This is a genomic window from Oleiphilus messinensis (assembly GCF_002162375.1).
Lineage (GTDB): Bacteria > Pseudomonadota > Gammaproteobacteria > Pseudomonadales > Oleiphilaceae > Oleiphilus > Oleiphilus messinensis.
On the sequence record NZ_CP021425.1, the window covers coordinates 3,924,982 to 3,948,718 of the forward strand.

Annotated in this window: 17 protein-coding genes and 1 tRNA gene; 4 read left to right on the plus strand and 14 right to left on the minus strand. The window is 47.5% G+C overall.

Going from position 1 to position 23,737, the window contains the following annotated elements:
• Positions 1–41 precede the first annotated feature (41 nt).
• Positions 42–1,094: a quinone-dependent dihydroorotate dehydrogenase gene (locus OLMES_RS17110; RefSeq protein ID WP_087462390.1), complete on the minus strand. Its 1,053-nt coding sequence runs from the start codon at positions 1,092–1,094 to the stop codon at positions 42–44.
• A 597-nt stretch (positions 1,095–1,691) separates the two neighbouring features.
• Between OLMES_RS17110 and OLMES_RS17115 the strand changes: the two genes are divergently transcribed.
• The gene (locus tag OLMES_RS17115) at positions 1,692–2,882 is read left to right on the plus strand and encodes a cation diffusion facilitator family transporter (protein WP_232465132.1); all 1,191 of its coding nucleotides are present in this window, start codon (positions 1,692–1,694) and stop codon (positions 2,880–2,882) included.
• A 5-nt stretch (positions 2,883–2,887) separates the two neighbouring features.
• Here the strand turns inward: OLMES_RS17115 and uvrB are convergent, their stop codons facing one another.
• Positions 2,888–4,906 carry an excinuclease ABC subunit UvrB gene (uvrB, locus tag OLMES_RS17120; protein ID WP_087462391.1) on the minus strand — a complete coding sequence of 673 codons (2,019 nt, stop codon included), beginning with the start codon at positions 4,904–4,906 and terminating at the stop codon, positions 2,888–2,890.
• Between the two features lie 149 nt (positions 4,907–5,055).
• Between uvrB and OLMES_RS17125 the strand changes: the two genes are divergently transcribed.
• Both OLMES_RS17125 and OLMES_RS17130 read left to right on the plus strand, forming a co-directional pair.
• Complete coding sequence (locus OLMES_RS17125; RefSeq protein ID WP_087462392.1) at positions 5,056–6,243, plus strand: pyridoxal phosphate-dependent aminotransferase; 1,188 nt, start codon at positions 5,056–5,058, stop codon at positions 6,241–6,243.
• Between the two features lie 127 nt (positions 6,244–6,370).
• A tRNA-Asn gene (locus OLMES_RS17130) sits at positions 6,371–6,446 on the plus strand.
• Positions 6,447–6,874: 428 nt separating this feature from the next.
• Here the strand turns inward: OLMES_RS17130 and pyrF are convergent.
• The 9 genes from pyrF to gyrA all read right to left on the minus strand — a co-directional run bounded on the left by pyrF (position 6,875) and on the right by gyrA (position 18,717).
• A complete protein-coding gene (pyrF, locus tag OLMES_RS17140; protein ID WP_087462394.1) occupies positions 6,875–7,579 on the minus strand; it encodes an orotidine-5'-phosphate decarboxylase in 705 nt (234 codons plus the stop codon).
• Positions 7,580–7,679: 100 nt separating this feature from the next.
• Positions 7,680–7,973 carry a hypothetical protein gene (locus OLMES_RS17145; RefSeq protein ID WP_087462395.1) on the minus strand — a complete coding sequence of 98 codons (294 nt, stop codon included), beginning with the start codon at positions 7,971–7,973 and terminating at the stop codon, positions 7,680–7,682.
• Between the two features lie 299 nt (positions 7,974–8,272).
• Positions 8,273–8,569, minus strand: coding sequence for an integration host factor subunit beta (locus OLMES_RS17150; protein ID WP_087462396.1), 297 nt, complete (start codon positions 8,567–8,569; stop codon positions 8,273–8,275).
• A 114-nt stretch (positions 8,570–8,683) separates the two neighbouring features.
• A complete protein-coding gene (gene rpsA, locus OLMES_RS17155) occupies positions 8,684–10,366 on the minus strand; it encodes a 30S ribosomal protein S1 (RefSeq protein WP_087462397.1) in 1,683 nt (560 codons plus the stop codon).
• Between the two features lie 182 nt (positions 10,367–10,548).
• Complete coding sequence (cmk, locus tag OLMES_RS17160; protein ID WP_087462398.1) at positions 10,549–11,250, minus strand: (d)CMP kinase; 702 nt, start codon at positions 11,248–11,250, stop codon at positions 10,549–10,551.
• Between the two features lie 348 nt (positions 11,251–11,598).
• Complete coding sequence (locus OLMES_RS17165; RefSeq protein WP_087462399.1) at positions 11,599–13,806, minus strand: bifunctional prephenate dehydrogenase/3-phosphoshikimate 1-carboxyvinyltransferase; 2,208 nt, start codon at positions 13,804–13,806, stop codon at positions 11,599–11,601.
• An 11-nt stretch (positions 13,807–13,817) separates the two neighbouring features.
• On the minus strand, positions 13,818–14,927 hold the full coding sequence (gene hisC / locus OLMES_RS17170) for a histidinol-phosphate transaminase (protein WP_087462400.1): 1,110 nt from the start codon (positions 14,925–14,927) through the stop codon (positions 13,818–13,820).
• 35 nt (positions 14,928–14,962) lie between these two features.
• Positions 14,963–16,060 carry a prephenate dehydratase gene (pheA, locus tag OLMES_RS17175; protein ID WP_087462401.1) on the minus strand — a complete coding sequence of 366 codons (1,098 nt, stop codon included), beginning with the start codon at positions 16,058–16,060 and terminating at the stop codon, positions 14,963–14,965.
• A complete protein-coding gene (gyrA, locus tag OLMES_RS17180; RefSeq protein ID WP_087462402.1) occupies positions 16,060–18,717 on the minus strand; it encodes a DNA gyrase subunit A in 2,658 nt (885 codons plus the stop codon). The genes pheA and gyrA overlap by 1 nt, the downstream gene beginning before the upstream one ends.
• Before the next feature lie 245 nt (positions 18,718–18,962).
• Between gyrA and OLMES_RS17185 the strand changes: the two genes are divergently transcribed.
• Entirely contained in the window at positions 18,963–20,213 is a 1,251-nt protein-coding gene (locus OLMES_RS17185; RefSeq protein ID WP_087462403.1) for a diguanylate cyclase, read from the plus strand.
• A gap of 70 nt (positions 20,214–20,283) precedes the next feature.
• Here the strand turns inward: OLMES_RS17185 and purU are convergent, their stop codons facing one another.
• The 3 genes from purU to OLMES_RS17200 form a co-directional block, all read right to left on the minus strand.
• Positions 20,284–21,138 carry a formyltetrahydrofolate deformylase gene (gene purU, locus OLMES_RS17190; RefSeq protein WP_087462404.1) on the minus strand — a complete coding sequence of 285 codons (855 nt, stop codon included), beginning with the start codon at positions 21,136–21,138 and terminating at the stop codon, positions 20,284–20,286.
• 175 nt (positions 21,139–21,313) lie between these two features.
• On the minus strand, positions 21,314–21,646 hold the full coding sequence (locus OLMES_RS17195) for a 4a-hydroxytetrahydrobiopterin dehydratase (protein ID WP_087464531.1): 333 nt from the start codon (positions 21,644–21,646) through the stop codon (positions 21,314–21,316).
• A 128-nt stretch (positions 21,647–21,774) separates the two neighbouring features.
• Positions 21,775–23,283, minus strand: a complete 1,509-nt coding sequence (locus OLMES_RS17200; protein WP_087464532.1) for a fumarate hydratase — start codon at positions 23,281–23,283, stop codon at positions 21,775–21,777.
• Positions 23,284–23,737: the final 454 nt, after the last annotated feature.

Below are 23,737 nucleotides of genomic sequence, written 5' to 3' on the forward strand. Positions count from 1 at the left end.
GCCTTTTTTAATTCACCACCCCCCTTTACACCGAGCCGGAATCAGCTCCGAATACCGCTTTTCAGTTGCTGTAATTTCATATTCACAATCGCATCGGATGCTTCTCGTATCAACCCTGGACCGCGGTAAATAAACCCTGAATAAATTTGTACCAGACTTGCCCCCGCTGCTATTTTTGCCGCCGCATCTTCCCCGCTGAAAATCCCGCCAGCGGCAATGACTGGTATTTCACGTCCCAGCTCAGCTGACAGCAGTCGAACAACCTGGGTGGATTGCTCGAATAAGGGCGCTCCACTCAATCCACCCGCTTCACCGCTGTGTTTCAACCCTTTTACAGCCTCTCTGGAGATGGTTGTATTGGTTGCGATCACTGCATCAATTTCAAATGCCCGAAACGTCTCTGCCAGTAATCCGATATCATCGTCTTCCATATCCGGTGCAATCTTGATCGCAACGGGTTTGTATTTACGATATTCAGAAGCTAATGCTGCCTGCTCTTGCTTGACTGCCTCGAGCAGTATTTTAATTGAATCACCAAATTGTAGATTTCTCAGGCCCGGAGTATTCGGAGAAGAAACATTAACGGTTATATAGTCAGCATAGGGGTAAACTTTTGCCATACACTTCACGTAATCCAGATGAGCATCCTCTACAGCAGTGGCAAAGTTTTTACCAACGTTTATCCCCAAAATACAGGTTCGCTTCGCTTGCGCCACGTTGGCAATCAGGTTATCGACCCCGCTGTTGTTGAAGCCCATACGATTAATAATCGCATTTCGCTCTGGTATTCTAAAAAGACGCGGCTTTGGATTTCCGGGCTGACCCACAGGAGTGACTGTACCGATCTCGACAAAACCAAACCCGAGTGCACTTAATCCGTCGACACACTCTCCATCTTTATCGAGACCTGCAGCCAAGCCAACCTGATTTGGAAAGTTGAGCCCCATGACATTCACCGACGGCGCAATCGGACCTCTAATACACTGCTGAGTCAGTCCCGTTTTCTCACCATACCCTATTAATCGTAATGACAAATCGTGTGCTTTTTCAGGGTCCAATTGAAACAACATTTGCCTAACAAAAGGATAAAGCATGATGATAAGTACCTAGCCGTAATGAATTCGGGCGCTATTATAGCGGTACCGACCTATAATAAAAACTGGGACTCATGATTTTACACTGTCTAATAATGCCATAATTCGACATTGACACCAGTATTCGACAATAACACCGAATTTGAAGTATGGATAACACGAGTTGTCAATAAAAAGATCGGCATGGTAGCATCAAAAGCCAACAACATATCCACAACTGTGGATATGTTTTGTTTGACAAACTTTCGCCCAATAGATTTGACTATTTTGTCATTTATCCACGATTTCTGTGGATAACTTTGTTGAAAAAACCCGAAAACACCTTGAGAAGCCCTGATTTTAGAATAAATAACTTAGATTGATCATTTTTTGATCAACTGTTTTGTTAATATTTTTCAATAACTTATGTTTTTACAAGGCTATGCCTCTCAAAAATGACATTTTTTTATCGCACCACCGTGGCACAAGCCTCCTTTGTGCATAAAAATGCCACCTATTTTATGCGTTATTTAATAACTTCCTATATAAGCGGCACAATAAAATCGAAAAACTACGCCACAGCTATTATCACGACCCACTCTGATTGAGGATTTTATTTTGAAAAAAAGTGAAACTAATCATGCACCTCCAGAGCTTGAAATACATCAGGAACGCGAATATGCAAAGCGGGTTACTCTGATCGGCATGCTGCTCGACATGATACTTGGCTGCTCAAAGGTTGTCGTCGGATTGATTACACAATCAGTATCTCTGGTTGCCGATGGCATTCATTCGTTTACAGATGTGGTCACTGATCTTATGGTTCTGGTCGTTACCCACTACGCCAGACAGGCTCCAGATGAAGAGCATCCATACGGCCATAAAAAGTTTGAAACGCTAGGCACCATGTTAATGGGAAGCATTTTAATTGCGATTGCCGGCGCAATGTTTTGGGACGCATGCCAAAGACTCAACAATGAGACCTTGCCCGTCAACCCGGGGCCTTTAGCCATCAGCGTAGCCCTGCTCTCCATCCTGGGCAAAGAAGCCATCTATCGTTACACTTATCATGCCGGTAAAAAAATAGGCTCCAGTTTGCTATTGGCAAATGCATGGCACAGCAGAACCGATGCATTCTCATCCATTGTTGTGCTTGCAGCACTACTTGGCTCAGCGATTGGATTTCAGTGGCTGGACATCGTCGGCGCACTTATTATTTCCGTTATTATCGCAAAGATCGGCTGGGATCTCACCTGGGAAAGCGTGCAGGTTCTGGTGGACACCGCTCCGGACGCCAAGGAAATCCAGCAATTCGAACACACCATAAAAAACACAGAAGGCGTAAAAAGTGTGCACATGTTGCGAGCACGAAAACTAGGAGACGATACTTTTCTCGACCTTCACCTCCAGGTTGACCCAAGGATCAGTGTTTCAGAGGGGCACCAAATCGGCCTTGCAGTATCCATGCGGCTGAGATCCGCGTTTAGCGACATCAAAGACATTACTTATCACATCGACGTGGAAGAAGATCAACAAGCGCAAAAGCCCAAACGTCCCAAAACGCCATTGCCACTACCACAGCGTGAGCGAATTACTCAAGTCTTGGAAAAGCAGCTGGGAAAGTGGCTTTCGATAAACCACTGTGATTTACAACTACACTATTTAAACGGGCAAATAGACATCGATCTCTATCTTCCCAACTCGTTCTCAGGCCTGGACAGCTTTCCAGAACTTGAGAGCCAGATTATCGCCTGTGAACAGGAACTTCCATGGCTTAATCAACTGAGAATATGGAAAGCATTGAGATAGCGCCCCTAATCAGCATTCAACAAGATTGTTTTTTTCAACTCTGCGATTGAGTCACGGATTTGTGCTGCACGTTCAAACTCAAGATTCGTTGCAGCCTGATACATCTCATCTTCAAGGGTTTTGATTTTCCCTGCGAGCTGTTCCGGAGAAGTTAATGTATGAGTATATTCGCCTGCTGCTTCAGCGACACGCTTTTGCTTACCAGAAATTTTACGCCCTGGAATCACAGCGCCTTCCATAATATCTTTTACGCTTTTCTGAAGACCTTTTGGCACAATTCCGTGCTCTGCATTAAATGCTTCTTGCTTCCGCCTTCGCCGCTGGGTTTCATCCATTGCTCGTGCCATCGACCCCGTAACTTTATCTCCGTACAATATTGCCTTTCCGTTTAGATTCCGGGCGGCTCGACCAATGGTTTGTATCAATGAGCGCTCCGATCTCAGAAAGCCTTCTTTGTCTGCATCCAGAATCGCAACCAAAGAAACTTCTGGCATATCCAGACCCTCACGTAAAAGGTTAATACCGACCAGCACATCAAACTTTCCGATTCGAAGGTCTCGTATAATCTCTACCCGCTCCACAGTGTCTATATCCGAGTGCAAATACCGTACACGTATATCATGATCCAAAAGAAAATCGGTAAGGTCTTCCGCCATTCGTTTGGTAAGTGTGGTAACCAGAACCCGCTCGTTGATGGTGACCCGTTTTGCGATTTCGGAAAGTAAATCGTCCACCTGGGTTGAAGCAGGCCGAACTTCAATCTCTGGATCAAGTAGCCCAGTCGGGCGCACAACTTGCTCAACCGGAGAAGAGACATACCTGGCCTCATAGTCCCCCGGTGTTGCCGAAACGAAAATCATTTGTGGCGCAATACTCTCCCACTCATCGAAACGCATGGGTCGATTGTCTAACGCTGAAGGCAAACGAAAGCCATATTCGACCAGATTTTCTTTCCGTGACCGATCCCCCTTGTACATCGCTCCAAGCTGAGGAAGGGTAACGTGTGATTCATCAATCACGAGCAATGCCTCCGGGGGAAGGTAATCAAACAAGGTCGGAGGGGCTTGACCGGGCTTGCGCCCTGATAAATATCTGGAGTAATTCTCAATGCCATTGCAATAACCTAACTCGGCCATCATCTCCAGATCATAACGAGTTCGCTCTTCGAGCCTCTGCGCTTCAACAAGTTTATGGTGGTTCCGCAAATTTTCGAGCCTGCTTTTGAGTTCCTCCTTAATTTTGTCACAGGCTTCCAGAATCGTTTCTCGGGGAGTAACGTAATGACTTTTCGGATACACCGTAATTCGAGGTACTTTACGAATGACCTCGCCGGTCAATGGATCAAAGAAACTCAGGTTCTCAACTTCATCATCGAATAATTCGATGCGAATTGCATCTCGCTCTGATTCCGCTGGAAAAACATCAATTACATCACCACGAACCCGGTAGGTTGCCCGATGCAACTCATAATCATTACGAGTATATTGCAACTCCGCGAGCCGGCGCAGTATATCCCGTTGGGTTATTCGGTCCCCACGGTCCAGATGCAGCATCATACCGAGATATAGTTTTGGATCCCCCAAACCATATATCGCCGACACGGTGGCAACGATTATGGCATCCTCCCGCTCCAACAACGCTTTGGTCGCAGAGAGACGCATTTGTTCAATGTGCTCGTTAATCGATGCATCTTTTTCTATATAAGTATCTGACGACGGAACATAAGCCTCCGGTTGATAGTAGTCATAGTACGATACAAAGTACTCCACCGAGTTTTTCGGGAAAAATTCTTTGAATTCCCCGTATAATTGCGCCGCCAGAGTCTTGTTATGAGCCAGTATTATTGTCGGTCGCTTTACTTGCGCAATAACATTAGCAATGGTAAAGGTCTTACCCGACCCGGTAACCCCCAATAGGGTCTGGTGAGCAAGCCCGTCCTCAATGCCTTCTACGAGTTTGGCAATCGCGCCTGGCTGATCGCCAGCCGGTGGAAAATTTGAAATCACTTCGAATTCTGTAGTCATGTACTTACCGAATTTAACGAAAAAATGTTATGATACCGACGTTTTGTCTGTTTTTAACACTAGAAAGCATAAGGTTCCAGTACACTGTCTGAAAATATTTCGCTTTCTGTACCATTCAACCGCAAAAAAAATTTTTGAGGATAACGAGCTTGGAAGTTCAACTCTCAAACCGCGTTCAGAACATCAAACCATCCCCCACTCTGGCTGTCACTAATAAAGCCGCAGAGCTGAGAGCTGCAGGTAAAGATATCATTGGATTGGGTGCAGGTGAACCCGATTTCGACACTCCGGAGCACATCAAACAAGCTGCAATCGAGGCTATCAATCAGGGACAGACGAAATACACGGCTGTAGATGGCACGCCGGGCCTGAAACAGGCCATTATTGCCAAATTCAAACGGGACAATGGATTGGACTACGCGCCAAACCAGATTCTGGTGTCCAGTGGTGGCAAACAGAGCTTTTTCAATCTGGCACTTGCATTGCTGAATGAAGGTGACGAGGTTGTGATACCTGCTCCGTACTGGGTTTCCTACCCGGACATGGTACTCGTTGCCGATGGCAAACCAGTCATTGTCGAGACAACACAGGCTGCTCGTTTTAAAATGACGCCTGAACAACTTGAAGCGGCGATTACCCCCAGAACCAAACTGGTTGTTATCAACAGCCCTTCAAATCCGTCAGGCATCAGCTACACCCTGGCCGAATTAAAGGCTCTGGCGGAAGTACTTTTAAAACACCCTGACATCCTCATCGCCACAGATGACATGTACGAGCACATTGTTTGGGGTAGCGAACCGTTCTGTAACATCCTGAATGCGTGCCCTGAACTATATGATCGTACTTTCGTTTTGAATGGCGTATCAAAAGCCTACTCTATGACCGGCTGGCGTATCGGTTATGCAGCAGGGCCCGCACCGGTAATTGGTGCGATGAAAAAAATCCAATCTCAGAGCACTTCCAATCCCGCCTCTATTTCGCAGGCTGCGGCTCAGGCAGCACTGGAGTCTCCACAGGATTGCATTGGTAAAATGGTCACCGAGTTCAAAAAGCGCCATGACTACCTTGTAAGTGCTTTGAACGAGATCCCCGGTATTGAGTGTATTCCGGGTGATGGAACCTTTTATGCGTTTCCCAGCTTTCAGGGAGCCATTGATGCAACCCCCGGTGTTGAAACCGATGTAGAGATGGCGGAATTGCTTTTAAACAAAGCCGGCGTAGCACTCGTTCCAGGGTCGGCGTTCGGCACACCCGGCCATATGCGACTCAGCTTTGCTACAGCGATGTCGGTACTAGAAGACGCGGTAAGCCGGATTAAATCCGCTCTAACCGCTTAATCCGCTGCGAAACAGATGATCGAATAGAGCATCCCCCAATGCCGAAAGAAAAAATGTAACTTTTTTCTTTCGGCCTCTTGACACTCCCCACACCAATCATTAATATACGCGCCTCAACTGAAGACGTTCCCCGATAGCTCAGTTGGTAGAGCAACGGACTGTTAATCCGTGGGTCGCTGGTTCGAGCCCAGCTCGGGGAGCCAATTTAGTTTTCTGGAATCTTTCAGCCTCTCCAGAATTCAAAATAATTTCAGATCTACGTGCCTCCCGCTATCACGAACACCGCTCCAAAACCAGTTTACTCCCTAATACACACATAAACCAACCCCACACTCACGCTACATCTAAAAATTCCACCAGCTTAATCAACCGTACTCGCCACCAATACATCAATTTAAAATACCCCTCCAAGACCTCATCACACATCGCACGAAGGTGCACAACTACTGCAACACCAGGCACAAATTTGAACCGAAGTAGAAGTAGAAGTAGAAGTAGAAGTAGAAGTAGAAGTAGAAGTAGAAGTAGAAGTAGAAGTAGAAGTAGAAGTAGAAGTAGAAGTAGAAGTAGAAAGAGTATTACGAAAAGCAGAATACCTAAACTACAGAAGGGCAAAAAGCCCTTCTATCGTCTATTTCCCGGCAATCTCTGCCTGGATCATTTGAAGCACTTTAAGCGGCTCAGAGGCCTTAGTAATCGGCCTGCCAATGACCATATAATCAACCCCGCTGGAAACCGCCTCAGCAGGCGTCATAACACGATTCTGATCATCTTTGGTGGCAAACTCTGGCCGAATCCCTGGTGTCACCAACAAAAACCCATCCCCCAGCTCAACTTTGAGCATCTGCGCCTCTTGCGCAGAACAGACAACACCGTCGAGACCACACTCTTTTGCAAGTTGAGCCAAGCGCTTAACCTGCTCTTGCGGACCAACATCCAACCCCAACTCTTCAAGATCGTGACGATCCATACTGGTTAAAACCGTAACACCTATGAGCAAAGGAACTTCAACACCAGCAGTTTTAAGCTCACTGAGGCGAGCCACACATTCACGCATCATTTTTCTACCACCAGACACATGAACGTTCACCATCCATACACCTAGCTTCGCAGCAGCCACTACAGCCCCCGCCGTGGTGTTTGGAATATCATGAAACTTGAGATCGAGGAATACATCAAATCCCCGGGAAACCAGCTCTTCCACAATCCCTGGCCCACAACTTGTAAAGAGCTCCTTACCAATCTTCAAGCGACACATTTCGGGCTTCAATTTATCTACAAAACCCAATGTCGCCTCTCGTGTATTAAAATCCAAGGCCACAATTACCTTACTCAAAACCCCACCTCAATCATCTTCAATACCAAATCTCAATTTTTTGGCAAAACCTAGCCTCTACGCGATTAACCACGCTCAGCCCTGAAAATCGCAGATACACTTATACAGCATCAGCCTGAGAGGATGACGAGCCTTTCGCCTTTTTCAGCTTCATTTCAAGCACCTTTCGCTGGGCACCAGCCTTGACCAACAAAACGCAGGTAAACAGGAGCGAAATCACGACACCCAAAAAGAATGGAACCATTACCAGCAATGCCACATTTACAGAATCAGGCTGCATAAATACGAGATCTAACGAAGCGGTATTTTCCGCATTCGATACCGCGAAGAGCACACCAAATACGATCAGGATTAACGCTGAAATGATTACAAGTACCTTTATCACAAACCCCATATATATCCCCTAGAGCTCCAATTAACAAAATTGGCACATGATAACGTCTATGCCCCTGAATTAGAAGTCGCCATAGAACAACATCACTCTGCCGCCATTGCTTTTAGCGAAAGAGACAAAAATCCATTGCAGACATCCAGCTGAAAATACGAAAGAAAAGAGAGGGAGTAGACTGGAGTTAAGGTGATACGCTCTTTTGTACCCCCTTAGCACAACCAGTCCCGATACAAACAGGAGCTTACACCCCTAATACAAAGAGACAGAGCAATGCATGACACAGCAACTTCGGGAAAAGAAAATCAATATCCCGCTTTCAAACTATTATTCACTTGCTCGCGCAACTCTTTCCCTGGTTTGAAGTGAGGAACATGTTTAGCCGTTAGCTGAACCGCATCACCTGTTTTTGGGTTCCGTCCGGTTCGAGGCGCCCGGTAGTGAAGTGAGAAACTACCAAAACCACGAATTTCAATTCGATCACCTTGGGACAACGCTTGAGACATATGCTCAATGATTGTTTTTACCGCCAGTTCCACATCTTTAATATTTAATTGAGCTTGTTTGGACGCGATAATTTCGACCAACTCTGACTTTGTCATGGAGAGTCCTTTTATCATTTTTTATCAAGAGTTTAGTCAAGGAATTGAAAAAAAACAAAAAAAACGGGCCATAAGGCCCGTTTTTTGTTACACAGAGCATATTTTGATCAGAAATTAACCTTCCTGATTTTGCATTTGCTCTTTGATCAGGTCACCGATAGTGGTTGGACCTGCAGACTCAACCTGCTTGTCCTTCACATCTTTCATTGCCTGCTTCTCGTCATCAATATCTTTAGACTTCACAGACAGATTGATAACTCGATTCTTACGATCCACGCTGATGATCTTAGCTTCAACCTCTTCGCCTTCGTTCAACACGTTTCGCGCATCTTCAACTTTATCTCGGCTGATTTCAGAAGCTTTCAATACCGCCTCAACTTCTTCACTCAACTCAAGGATTGCAGCTTTCGCATCAACAGACTTAACGGTACCCGTTACGATCGCACCTTTGTCGTTAACCTGAATATACTCAGCAAATGGATCGCGCTCCAATTGCTTGATACCCAGAGAAATACGCTCACGCTCAGGATCAACAGACAGAATTACAGTCTCGATCTCATCACCTTTCTTGTACTTGCGAACTGCATCTTCTCCGGTTTCATTCCAGGAAATATCAGACAAGTGAACCAGACCATCGATACCGCCATCCAAACCGATGAAAATACCGAAATCAGTGATGGACTTGATCTTACCAGAGATCTTGTCGCTCTTGTTGAAGCGAGATGAGAACTCTTCCCATGGGTTAGCTTGACACTGCTTGATACCCAGAGAAATACGACGACGCTCTTCATCAATATCCAGAACCATAACGTCGATTTCATCACCCACTTGAACAACTTTGCTCGGGTGAATATTCTTGTTGGTCCAATCCATTTCAGATACGTGAACCAGACCTTCTACACCCTCTTCCAGCTCGGCGAAACAGCCGTAGTCAGTCAGATTGGTTACCTTGGCAGTAACACGGGTGTTTTCAGGATAACGCTCTTTGATTTGCACCCATGGATCTTCACCCAATTGCTTCAGACCCAGAGAAACACGATTGCGCTCGCGATCAAACTTCAGAACCTTAACGTTGATTTCATCACCAACGTTTACGATTTCACTCGGGTGCTTGATGCGCTTCCAAGCCATATCAGTGATGTGCAACAGACCATCAACACCACCCAAATCAACGAATGCACCGTAGTCGGTCAGGTTCTTAACAATGCCCTTGACTTCCATACCTTCAGTCAGAGCAGACAACAGCGCTTCACGCTCAGCACTGTTCTCAGCTTCAAGCACTGAACGACGGGATACAACGACGTTGTTTCGCTTTTGATCCAGCTTGATTACTTTAAATTCGAGATCTTTGCCCTCAAGGTGCGCAGTGTCACGCACAGGACGAACATCAACCAGAGAACCCGGCAAGAACGCACGGATACCGTTGACGTCTACAGTAAAACCACCTTTAACTTTGCCGTTGATCACACCGTTAACAACTGCAGCGGCTTCGTAGGCCTTCTCCAGCTCTTTCCATGCTTCAGCGCGTTTTGCTTTCTCACGAGACAGTCGAGTCTCACCGAAACCATCTTCTACAGCATCCAGGGCTACCTGAACTTCATCCCCAACCTTCAGAGTCACTTCACCTGAATCTGACACAAACTGTGACAGAGGGATAACCCCTTCAGACTTCAAACCTGCGTTAACAGTCACCCAGTCATTATCTATATCAACTACCACACCAGTGATAATTGAACCGGGTTGCATATCAAGTTCTTTTAAACTTTCTTCAAAAAGTTCCGCAAAACTCTCGCTCATTATGTATCCTATGTGATCAACACAAAATATCCGCATGCCAGTACTACGGGTTGTTTAATAAACTCCAGGCGGGAGAAACTGGCCTTATAACTCGCCTGAAAGCCAAAAATAAATCGTCAACCTGCCCACTAGAGCCTGTTCACTTTACAATCAATAACGTTAACAAAATTTAACATATTTCGCTAACAGAAACCGCGTTTTTTGCACAATTTTAATACAACGTCAAACACCGAATTTATATCCAGCCCAGTCGTATCAATTACTGCAGCATCGCTGGCAGGCTTGAGTGGCGCGGTCTCTCTCGACATATCCCGATGATCTCGGGCCTCAATGTCTTTTAAAAGGGCCGAGAGTTTAACATCTCCACCTTTCCCATTCAACTGTTTGAAGCGCCTTTGAGCACGCTCCTCTGCGCTCGCAGTCAGGTAGATTTTGCATACGGAATCCGGAAATACGACCGTCCCCATATCTCGACCATCCGCAATCAATCCAGGCTGTGTGCAGAAATCTCGCTGACGCTGTAACAGTGCCGTCCTTACCTCAGGCACAACTGCCACGAGCGAAGCATCTGCGCCACAAACTTCAGTTCGAATTTCTGATGTAACATCCACACCCTGCAGCAGAACTCGAGCAGGCTCATTATGATCCCCAGGCAAAAATGCAACGTCCAAATCACGAGCCACTTCAGACAACACCTGAACATCATTAAAATCGACAGTCCCCTTGCGAGCTGCGAGCCCGGTCAAGCGATAAAGCGCACCACTATCCAATAGGTGCCACCCCAAATGATTGGCCAGCATTTGTGCTATTGTTCCTTTGCCAACACCACTTGGGCCATCAATCGTGATTACCGGCGCAGCTGCATTTCCATGATTATTGGTCATAAAACACCTACATCAACTCACTCCCCTTCAATTTCGGGGAGTGTAGCCAAATTTAGAAAAATAGATTTAGAAAATTCGACGAATGAGAGAGAACATTATAACGACAGGGTTTTGCAAAATGCTGAGCGCGTACATAAATCTGGCATCTTGCTTACTCAGACACCGAACAGGACACTCGAGCACCCCGGAGACACTCATGCACTGAGTTCCTCCGATAAAATCCTTTCTGAATTTGCGGCTTTACTGCCGACCCCATCAAAAAGCAGCTACCATCAAAAAGTAGCAACCTAAAAGTCGAACAATTAGTCTGCTGGAACCCTTGTCGGCTGTCATCCTTGTTTGCTAGAACTAGTCCGCAACAACATTAATGCTCAGACCGACTTCATTTGCCAACTCAACGAAATTCGGGAAAGACGTTGCGACATTGGCACAATTGCGTATGGTTACCTCGCCCTCTGAACGAAGCGCAGCGACTGAGAACGACATCGCGATCCGGTGGTCACCATGGCTCTCAACTTCTCCTCCGGCAATTGTCTGACCAGTAATCTCGATACCATCATCTTTAACGAGTGTCTGGACACCCAATGCAGACAGTCCATCCGCCATCACCTGGATGCGATCACTTTCTTTAACCCGGAGCTCTTCGGCACCGGACAATACCGTTGTCCCCTCGGCACAGGTGGCGGCAATGAACAAAACAGGAAACTCATCAATCGCCAATGGCACTAACGCCTCAGGGATATGAATACCTTTAAGGGGAGCATACCTCACACGAATATCTGCCACAGGCTCGCCACCCACTTCCCTCTCATTACTCAGCGTAATATCCGCCCCCATGAGCTTTAGGATATCAATAACACCTGTGCGCGTAGGATTGATCCCCACATGTCGCAACAACAAATCAGCGCCAGGTGTAATTGAGGCCGCAACCATGAAAAATGCAGCTGAAGAAATATCCGCAGGGACGTCGATTTTCGTTGCAGTCAGCTTGCCGCCACCAACAACTTTTATCTCATCCCCTACCCGTGACACTGGATAACCAAAACCACGCAACATCCGTTCCGTATGATCACGCGTTGGCGCAGGCTCTGTTACCACGGTCTCACCCTCAGCATACATGCCCGCCAATAACACACAAGATTTAACCTGTGCACTGGCCATGGGCATTTCATATTTAATGCCTTGCAAAGCCTGTCCGCCTCCGCAACGGAGCGGCGGACGGCCCCCGTCTCCCGTTTCAACCTGAGCCCCCATCAAACGAAGCGGAACAGCTACCCGCTCCATGGGACGCTTGGAAAGCGACTCATCACCGATCATCTCCGACTCGAAATCCTGCGCGGCCAACAAGCCAGCCAGCAAACGCATGGAGGTTCCGGAATTACCAACATAGAGTGTACCGGGCGCTTTTTTCAACCCCTGCATACCCACACCATGAACGGTGACATGCCCCTTTTCTGGCCCCTCGATCACAACCCCCATATCACGGAAGGATTGCAAGGTAGCCAGCGCATCTTCACCTTCCAGGAAACCGTCAATTTCGGTAATACCTTCGGAAAGCGAACCCAACATGATGGATCGATGAGAAATAGACTTGTCCCCTGGCACACGAATATCGCCCTGTACGGACCCACCAGGCCGGACCGTAAAAGTTACATTTTGATTTGTCATAGTGGTATACGATTTAAGTTCTAATATTTTACTAAAGTGCTCACGGGCGGATTTGGCCCGAGTGAACACGCCACTGAGGGTCATTTCATCGCCCGTCTCGATTGCTTTTTGCAACTTGGACAAGCCTTCCGAGAAGTGGCCTAAAACTTTCAGGACAGCATCACGATTGCTCAGAAATATATCACGCCACATCACTGGATCACTGGCAGCAATCCGGGTGAAGTCACGAAACCCCCCGGCGGCATATTTAAAAATTTCCTTGTTATCATCCTCTCCCGCTAACGTATCAACGAGGGAAAATGCAATTAAATGGGGTAAATGACTTGTGGCTGCCAACACTTCATCATGATGGCGGATAGCCATTTCAATCACTTCCGCGCCAGCGCACTCCCACATTCGGCGTACCAACTCAACCTGTTCAGGGTCATTGCGCTCAAGCGGCGTTAATATAACGCGGTGATGTTGAAATAAGGTTTCATCTGCCGCACTGACACCACTTTTTTCCGATCCGGCTATGGGATGCCCTGGCACAAACTGGCCAATCTGATCCCCTAGCGCCATTTGCGCAGCCTTGACAACCTCCCCCTTTACACTGCCCACATCAGTCAATACTGCGGTCTTGGGGAGGAATTCAACCAATTCTGAAAAAACGGAACTCAGGCTACGCACGGGCGTGGCTACAATTATGATTTCGGCACCCTCAACAGCTTCTGACAGGGTAGCCACCGCTTCATCCACTATGCCGAGCTGGACGCCGCGCAACGCATCTTCGAAACTCAGATCATAGCCTGTGATATTACCTGCAAAACCATTTATCTTAAGCGCTTTGGCAAGGGAACCACCAATCAAACCCAAGCCAATCACAGCAAGTTTAGAGATGGAGGACATGCTTTATGCTCTTATGAGTTAGGAAACAAAATTGTTTCCAGTGCATTTAGAAATGCTTCGTTTTCTTCCGGCAAACCAATACTCACGCGCAAATGTCTCGGCATACCATAATTCGCTACAGGGCGGACAATCACACCTTCAAGCAAGAGTCGCTGATAGATATCGGCCGCATCATCACCAACCTCAATACACACAAAATTACCAACCGAGTCAATGTAAGCAACACCCAAGGATTGCAAGCGATTCGTCACTTGCTGCATGCCAGCACGATTATTTTCAATTGATTGCTTCAGATAATCGACATCTGCCAACGATGCTAATGCTGCGACCTGCGCTAAAGTATCGACATTGAACGGTTGACGAACCCGATTCAGGATATCTGCGATATCACTCCCACTTACAGCATACCCGATACGCAATGCAGCCAACCCCCAGGCCTTAGAAAAGGTGCGGGTAACAATCAGATTTGGATGAGACTGCAACAAAGCAACACCGTCAGGATAATCTGGCTCACTAATGTATTCACAGTAGGCTTCATCAAGCACGACAACTATATCTTCCGGGACTTTGGTCAAAAACGCTCGAAGTTGAGACTCAGAAAACCAGGTTCCGGTCGGATTATTTGGATTCGCTAAAAATACCAGCTTGGTTTTTTCTGTCAGTGCAGCTGCAATCCCATTTAAATCATGTCCCCAGCCCTCGGCAGGAACTGCAACACCCACTGCACCTGCTGCTTTCGCCGCCAAAGGATAAACCGCAAAAGCATACTGGGAGAACACGACTTCATCACCGGGGCCTGCATAGGCGCGTACGATTAACTCAAGAACATCATTCGAACCATTTCCGAGCGTAATCTGCTTCTCATCGATACCATAAAATTTCGAAAGTGCCTGCTTGAGCTGGTAGCCACTGCCATCTGGATATCGTGAAATTGAAGGCAGTGCATCCTTGATTGCCTGTACAGCCCGAGGACTTGGCCCCAATGGATTTTCGTTGCTGGCCAGTTTAAAAATTTTTTCCAGGCCAAGCTCGCGCTTGACCTCATCTTCCGGCTTGCCCGGTGTATAGGGCGTCAACCCCTGAACACCAGCAACAGCCAACGCTTTATAATCGCAAGTCATTCAAATTACCCTTTCAAAGACCCCGTATTTCCGGATTACAATACTCCGACAGGATACGACCCCAAATGCTTCAGCTCAACCGCCTCAACCTCTATGTCTTTCAACACATTCTGAATTCGATCTTCGGAAACATGACCCTCAAAGTCGATGTAAAACACATAAGCCCAAGTACCATTCGGGGATGGCCTTGTTTCGATTCGAGTGAGGCTAATATTATGCTTGTGGAAGGGTTCCAGAAGATGGTAAAGCGCACCAGGCTGATTTCGCATGGACACCAGGACAGAGGTCTTATCCTGACCGCTCGGCGGCACATCCTGCTTACTGATAATCAGGAAGCGTGTAGTATTATCAGGCCGGTCTTCGATATTTTTGGCCACTCGGCTCAAGCCATAGAGCTCTGCAGCCATATCCCCGGCAATTGCGGCTGCTCCGACTTCATCACGAGCCCGCCTTGCGGCTTCTGCATTACTATTAACCGTAATCCGCTCAACTTTCCGCCAATGAGAATCCAGCCACTGCCGACATTGAGCAAAGGACTGCTGATGACTATATATCTTTGTTATGGTATCTGGCTGGGTGCCTGCACCCACCAACAAATGATGATGGATTCGTAACTGAACTTCGCCACAAATCTTGTTGGGCGACTCCATGAACATATCCAAAGTATGGTTTACCATACCTTCTGTTGAATTCTCGATCGGTACCACGCCATAATGGGCAGCCCCGGACTCAACTTCACGAAAAACCTCATCGATCGCACCCAGCGGAACACTCACCACAGAATGACCGAAATGCTTCAAGGCTGCCGCTTGAGTGAACGTACCTTCCGGACCGAGAAAAGCGATGTGCATGGGCTTTTCCAACGCCAGACATGCCGACATAATCTCCCGAAACAATCGCGCCATCTCCTCCGCACCGAGCGGCCCCTCGTTCCGATCCTTAATTGCGCGCAGCACTTGCGCTTCACGTTCCGGGCGGTAGAAGACGGCATTCTCCTCGCCTTGGGCGGCCATCTTCACATGCGCAACCTGCTGGGCACAGGCTGCACGCTGATTAATTAACTTCTGGATTTCACGATCAAGACGGTCAATTTCCTGACGCAGTCCTGACAGCGCATCAGTGTCGGAACTCATTAGACATCCTCTCCACTGCTATCCTCTTCGCCACCACTGGCTTCAGCGCCACGTTGATCACCCAAGTCTGCGGAGGCCAGGTTTTCGGAATCAGCCAAAACGCTTGCTTCATTTTCGGGGTCAGCTTCAGGCTCATCAATGCGCTCTACACCAACCAGGTTTTCAGTACCCGCACTCAGCTTGATCAGCCTTACACCTTGAGTGTTTCGGCCAGAAATGGACACTTCCTCGGTTCGGGTCCGGACGAGTGTACCTTGATCACTGATCAACATCATCTCATCGCCATCAAACACCTGAATCGCAGACACCAACTCCCCATTTCGCTCAGAGCATTGCATCGCAATGACCCCCTGAGAACCTCGACCATAAGTTGGAAACTCTTCGACGCGCGTTCGCTTACCATAGCCATTGGAGCTGGCGGTAAGGATCATACCACCTTCCTGCGGGATAATGAGACTGACCACACGCTGATCCTCAGCAATTTTTATGCCTCTAACACCTCGAGCAGTCCGCCCCATTGCACGCACATCATTCTCACCGAAACGCATCGCTTTACCGGCACTACTAAACAACATAATATCCTCAGTACCATCGGTAATAGCAGTACCGATCAGCGCATCACCCTCATCGAGATCCAGCGCAATCAAACCTGTGGAACGTGGACGGGAGAAATTTTCCAGCGGGGTTTTCTTGACCGTACCCTTCCCTGTTGCCATGAACACAAAATGATCTTCCTTATATTCATTGACTGGCAGGAAGGTCGTCACCCGCTCACCCTCATCAAGCGGCAAAATATTCACCATAGGCCTACCTCGCGCAGCACGGCTCGCTTGAGGAATTTCAAAGACCCGCAACCAATACACTTTGCCGCGATTGGTGAAACACAAGATTGTATCGTGGGAATTGGCAATCAGAATCTTCTCGATAAAATCCTCTTCTTTCATGGCCGCAGCGGACTTACCCTTACCGCCGCGACGCTGGGCCTGGTATGCTTCAATCGGCTGGGTTTTCGCGTAACCGCCATGGGAAATGGTCACGACCAAATCTTCTTCCGTGATCAAGTCTGCGACGGTTAAGTCCTTACGGGAACTGATTATTTCCGAACGACGCTCATCACCAAATTGCTCTTTCACTTCAAGTAATTCTTCACGAATCACTTCCATCAGTTTTTGCGGATCAGACAAAATCCCCAGCAGCTCGGTAATTTTTTCGATGATATCTTTATATTCATCAAGCAACTTTTCAGTTTCCAGTGCAGTCAACTTCTGTAACCGCATTGCCAGTATATCTTGAGCTTGCTCCGGGGAGAGATAATATTTCCCATCTCTCAATCCGAACTGCGGCGCGAGCCCGTCGGGCCGACATGCATCTTCGCCTGCACGCTCCAACATCGCTATGACGTTACCCGGCTCCCATGCCGTTGAGATCAGCTTTTCCCGCGCAGTTGCAGCATCCGGAGAGGACTTGATTGCTTCAATCACCGGATCAATATTTGCTAATGCGACAACCTGACCTTCTAAAAGGTGGCCACGCTCTCTCGCCTTACGTAATTCAAAAATACAACGACGGGTGACAACTTCTCGGCGATGCTTGACGAAGCACTCAAGCACTTCTTTCAAGTTAAGGATTTTTGGTTCACCGTCAACCAAGGCAACCATGTTGATACCAAATACGGTTTCCAGCTGAGTCTGTGAATAGAGGTTATTCAGAATGACGTCCGGCACTTCGCCCCTTCGCAATTCGATAACAACACGAATACCTTCTTTATTGGACTCATCCCGCAATTCGGTGATGCCTTCAACCTTCTTGTCCTTGACCAGTTCAGCGATTTTTTCGATTAATCTTGCCTTGTTGACCTGGTAGGGTATTTCAGTGATAACGATCCGAGGCTTACCGTTTTTCTCGTCAGTTTCAATTTCGTGACGAGCCCGGATGTAAATCCGCCCCCGACCGGTACGATAGGCCTCCACAATACCTGCACGGCCATTAATAATCGCGGAGGTGGGAAAATCCGGTCCGGGAATGTATTCCATTAGCTCATCGATGGTCAAAGTACTGTTATCGAGCAAAGCCAAAACAGCATTGATCACTTCATTGATATTATGAGGCGGAATATTGGTCGCCATACCCACGGCGATACCAGAGGACCCATTCACTAACAGATTAGGGATACGGGTCGGCAAGACATCAGGAATTTGTTCACTGCCGTCATAGTTGGGCACAAAGTCGACAGTTTCTTTTTCCAGATCAGCCAGAAGGGAGTGGGCGATCTTCGCCATGCGAACTTCGGTGTAACGCATTGCCGCTGCGCTGTCACCATCTACAGACCCGAAGTTACCCTGGCCATCGACCAACATATAGCGAAGGGAAAATGGCTGCGCCATTCGAACAATCGTGTCGTAAACCGCTGAATCACCGTGGGGGTGATATTTACCAATTACATCACCTACGATACGAGCTGACTTTTTATACGCTTTATTCCAATCATTTCCCAAATCATGCATTGCGTACAATACACGACGGTGGACCGGTTTAAGGCCATCTCGCACATCAGGCAGAGCCCGCCCGACAATAACACTCATCGCATAATCAAGGTATGACTGTTTAAGTTCATCCTCAATGTTCACTGGCAAGATTTCAGCGGCTAAATCACCCATAAATCCAGGAATTCCTATCGATTAATATTGGTTTGTCTATGTCGTTGTTGTAATGACACCCTTCTCGTGCAACCGCGAATCATAACACATTTCTCCATATTGGTACCGAACCAAACGGAATATTTTGGGAAACTTCCTCAATTTATAAGGCTTTGCCAAGGTCTTGCGAACTTTATCGTTCACAGCTTGATCAAAGTCGCAAACGATCTAGTATTAAACTAAACAATTGATGAATATGGAGCCCAATGAACAAGTTCCTCTTGGTGGAAGACAGCGCCCTCGTTGTTAAAGTGATCAATCACTTGCTGAAAACATCTACGGACCTTGCTGCCGAAGTTGCAACATCCAAAAAACAAGCAATCGAGATGCTTAGAACGGCAAAACGCTCAGAATATGTTGCAGCCGTAGTGGATTTGCACCTTCCGGATGCTCCGGACGGGGAAGTTGTTGATTTAACCCTGAAACTGGGCCTGCCAACGATAGTCCTCACCGGGAGCTTAAACGAACACACCCGAGACCAGATGATTGACAAGCCGATTGTCGATTACATTGTTAAAGAGAGTCGCTTCTCTTACGAATATGTATTGAAACTATTGCGACGGCTATTGAAAAACAAGGAAATTGACGTACTGGTCGTCGACGACTCTGTAACTTCCCGTACGTACCTGAAACAGCTTTTGAACAACCAACAGCTTCGCGTTCATGAAGCCAGCGACGGTACAGAGGCAATTGCTTTATTACAGCAGGACCCAAACATTCAACTTTTGATCACCGACTACCACATGCCAAACATGAACGGCATCGAGCTGGTTAAGAATATCCGCCAAAATACCACTTTTGACGATCTGGTAATCATCGGCATTTCCTCCCACGACACCAACGGCTTATCCGCACAATTCATTAAAAACGGTGCAAATGACTTTTTGACCAAGCCTTTTAGCAACGAAGAATTCCAATGCCGGGTCATTCACAACCTGGAAGCATTGGAAAATATTCGTAAAATCAAGCAGGCCGCACACACCGATTACCTGACAAACCTGCCGAACCGACGCTACTTCCAAAGCAAAGCAAACGAAATTCTCGATCAACACAAGTCCAAACCGGGCATCTGCACACTGGCCATTATCGACATTGATCATTTCAAACGGATCAATGATCAATACGGCCATGACGCGGGAGACCAGGTTTTGATTGAATTCAGCGACCTGATTGCCCAAGGGTTTCAGCGTTTTACATTTGCCCGGGCTGGTGGTGAAGAATTCTATTTACTATTGCCAGGCCTGAAAACTGCGCAAGCAATCAAACTGATTGAAAACTTCCGGGAAATGATTGAAGACCACTTGATTTTGCTGGAACAGGACAGCCTGACCATAACATTTTCTGCAGGGCTGGCAGGCTTTAACGGAGAAAGCCTGCCAGAATTGATGCGTGTCGCCGACGCTCGCCTCTATTCCGCAAAAAACAGTGGGCGCAATCAACTTTGCTGGGAAGATTAACTGGAAAGGCAGAACATTTAACGGGGCTCAGGCTCTCCCTCACCCCGGAACAAACCGGCTTACAATAATGCTAAGAGAAGACCACCGTTTTGTTCTCACAAACAATTACGCGATCCTCAAGATGGTAACGCAAACCTCTGGCCAGAACATTTTTCTCAACATCACGCCCCAGACGAACCATATCCTCAATGGTATGGTTGTGACCAACACGAATGACATCCTGATCTATGATCGGGCCTTCATCAAGATCCTGGGTAACATAATGACAGGTTGCGCCGATCAACTTCACACCGCGATTGTATGCCTGATGATAAGGTCGGGCACCGGCGAAAGAAGGGAGAAAGCTGTGATGAATGTTTAAAATCTGCCCTGAATATTGCTCACACAAATCTGCTGGCAAGATCTGCATATATCTGGCAAGCACGATCACATCCACCTCATATTGCCCAAACAAACGCCCGATTTCAGCGAAGGCTTCCGCTTTATTTTCCTTGTTTACGGGTACATGATGAAAGGGAATATTATGCCAGTCTACCATACGCTTGAGGTCGGTATGATTCGAGACCACCGCAACAATTTCTGCATTCAACTCTTTATCGGTGTAACGATGCAGCAAATCCGCCAGACAATGGGATTCCTTGCTCGCCAGAAGAATAACCTTTTTCGGCTTGTTCGAATCTTCCACATGCCACTTCATGCCGAACTCATTCGCTATCGGCTCAAATGCGATGCGGAAATTATCCAACTCAAACGGCATGGAACTGGCTTTTATTTCATTGCGCATAAAAAACCAGCCCGCCTGCGGATCAGCATGATGACTCGCCTCGGTAATCCAACCATTATACGTGGCCAGGAAATTACTGACCTTTGCCACAATCCCAACTCGATCAGGGCACGACACCACCAATCTGAACGTTCTTTCCATTTTTGATTAACCTACAACTTAATACCCGTCGCAACGATCTGAATCTTTGGCTTTACGATAGTCAAACGCGCTATGAGCAACTCTTGGACAATGCGGGGCATCATACCCTAAACACAACGACAAGGTCACCACTTGAAAGCACAGCAAATCAATATCCAGACACTGCCCAGCCCCATCAAACCAACTTATCTGTCCGTGCAGCCATGATAAAGTCTGTTTTGTGCAGCCCGCCAATCTTGTGTGTCCACCATTTTACCGTGACCCTGCCCCACTCCGTAATCAACAGGGGATGATGCCCTTCTGATTCGGCCACAGCGCCAACCTGGTTAGTGAACTGCAGGGCTTGCGCAAAATTTTTGAAAACAAACACCCTGGACAGGCAGTTTTCAACCCCTTTTTCTATTGACCACTCAGGCAACTCCGCCAACAATACTGGCCACTCTTCTTCTGGCACCGTTGGTGCACCCACTCTGCAAACCTCACATTCCTGCTCTGCCAATGTTGCCATTTCAACCTCCCACCGGTTCATTCATGCCCCAGAAAACACGCTTATTGCATTATGGCACAACAAAAAAACGGTGTCGTACTGACACCGTTTCATTCACGATAACTATGGGTTCGCGAACAAGCGAATCACTAACCTTTAGCAGCGATAATCTTGTCTCTCCACAACTGCGGGCCAGTCTGGTGCACTGACGTGCCTTGACTGTCAACAGCTACGGATACTGGCATATCTTCCACATCAAATTCATAAATTGCCTCCATACCCAATTCAGGAAAGGCAACCACTTCAGCAGACTTGACCGCTTTCGACACCAGATAGGCAGCACCACCCACTGCCATCAGATAAACCGCACCAAACTCCCGGATAGCTTCAATTGCAACCGGCCCACGCTCAGCTTTACCAATCATCCCCACCAAACCGGTTTCTTTGAGCATGGTATGGGTAAATTTATCCATTCGTGTTGACGTTGTCGGACCTGCGGGGCCCACCACCTCTTCTCTCACCGGGTCTACCGGCCCCACATAGTAGATAAACCGGTTTTTCAAATCGACAGGCAGCTTCTCGCCATTCGCAAGCATTTCTACCATCTTTTTATGGGCAGCATCACGACCGGTAAGCATCTTACCGGACAGCAACACGGTGTCACCCGGCTTCAACGCCGCGATTTCCTCTTTGGTAACCGTATTCATATTAATACGCTTGACGCCTTCACCGACTTCCCAAGTAATATCTGGCCAATCATCCAGGTTGGGTGGCGTTTGCAGTGAAGGACCACTACCATCGAGCACGAAGTGTGCGTGGCGCGTGGCCGCACAATTCGGAATCATGGCAACAGGCAACGAGGCGGCGTGTGTGGGATAGTCTTTAATCTTGATGTCCAGAACAGTAGTTAACCCACCCAAGCCCTGAGCACCTATACCAAGTTCGTTCACTCTATCCATAATCTCAAGCCGCAATTCTTCAACACGATTTTGCGGCCCACGCTCGCGGAGTTCATGAATATCGATTGGATCCATTAATGACTCTTTTGCCATTACGGCCGCTTTCTCAGCGGTACCGCCAATCCCCAGACCCAGCATGCCTGGAGGACACCAGCCAGCACCCATGGTTGGCACCGTTTTGACCACCCAATCCACAATACTGTCACTAGGGTTCAGCATCACCATCTTGGACTTATTCTCACTACCGCCCCCCTTGGCCGCGACTTGCACATCTACAGTATCACCAGGCACAATCTCGTAATGAATTACTGCAGGCGTGTTATCTTTGGTATTTTTCCGGGCACCCGCCGGATCTGCCAGAATAGAGGCACGCAATACATTGTCCGGGTGCGTATAAGCACGGCGAACACCTTCATTTATCATGTCATCCACACTCATGTTCGCATCCCACTGAACATTCATGCCAACCTTGATGAATACCGTAACTATTCCCGTATCCTGACAAATCGGACGATGTCCTTGAGCACACATTCGCGAATTGATCAAAATTTGTGCCATCGCATCCTTAGCCGCAGGTGACTCCTCACGCTGGTAGGCTTCGTAAACTGCGTCTATAAAATCTTTCGGGTGATAGTAGGAAATGAATTGAAGTGCATCCGCCACACTTTCGATCAGGTCATCCTGGCGTATAACTGTCATATATGGTCTCTCTTCGTATCCAGCACAGATTGCATCCAGTAAAGATTGCATCCCGCACAGATGTATCAGCAAATCCCGGGGTGCAGGTTGTTTTTTAACCACCCCAGTCAATCTTCCGCAGCATTGTACCTCAGTCTATGGTTAATAACGACTGCCAGGTAGCAATAACAACTGCGGGCGGTTACCGAAAGCCGCTCCAGTAGAGCGCAATTTCAAGCCGGATCAAGCCCGGTACTGCGAACGTTATCTTTATGATTTAACTCGTTAACTACATCTCTTAACTGGACTTTAATGCAAACAGCGACTAATTTTATCTGAAGCACTAAATTAAGGATTACATCGAACTGCAGGAAATGCCTAGCCGGCATAACACGGGATTCCGGACAAGCCATGCATCCCCTTGCAAACAACCACTGTCGATGTCATGAGATACAAGTAACAGACTCCTATAAAA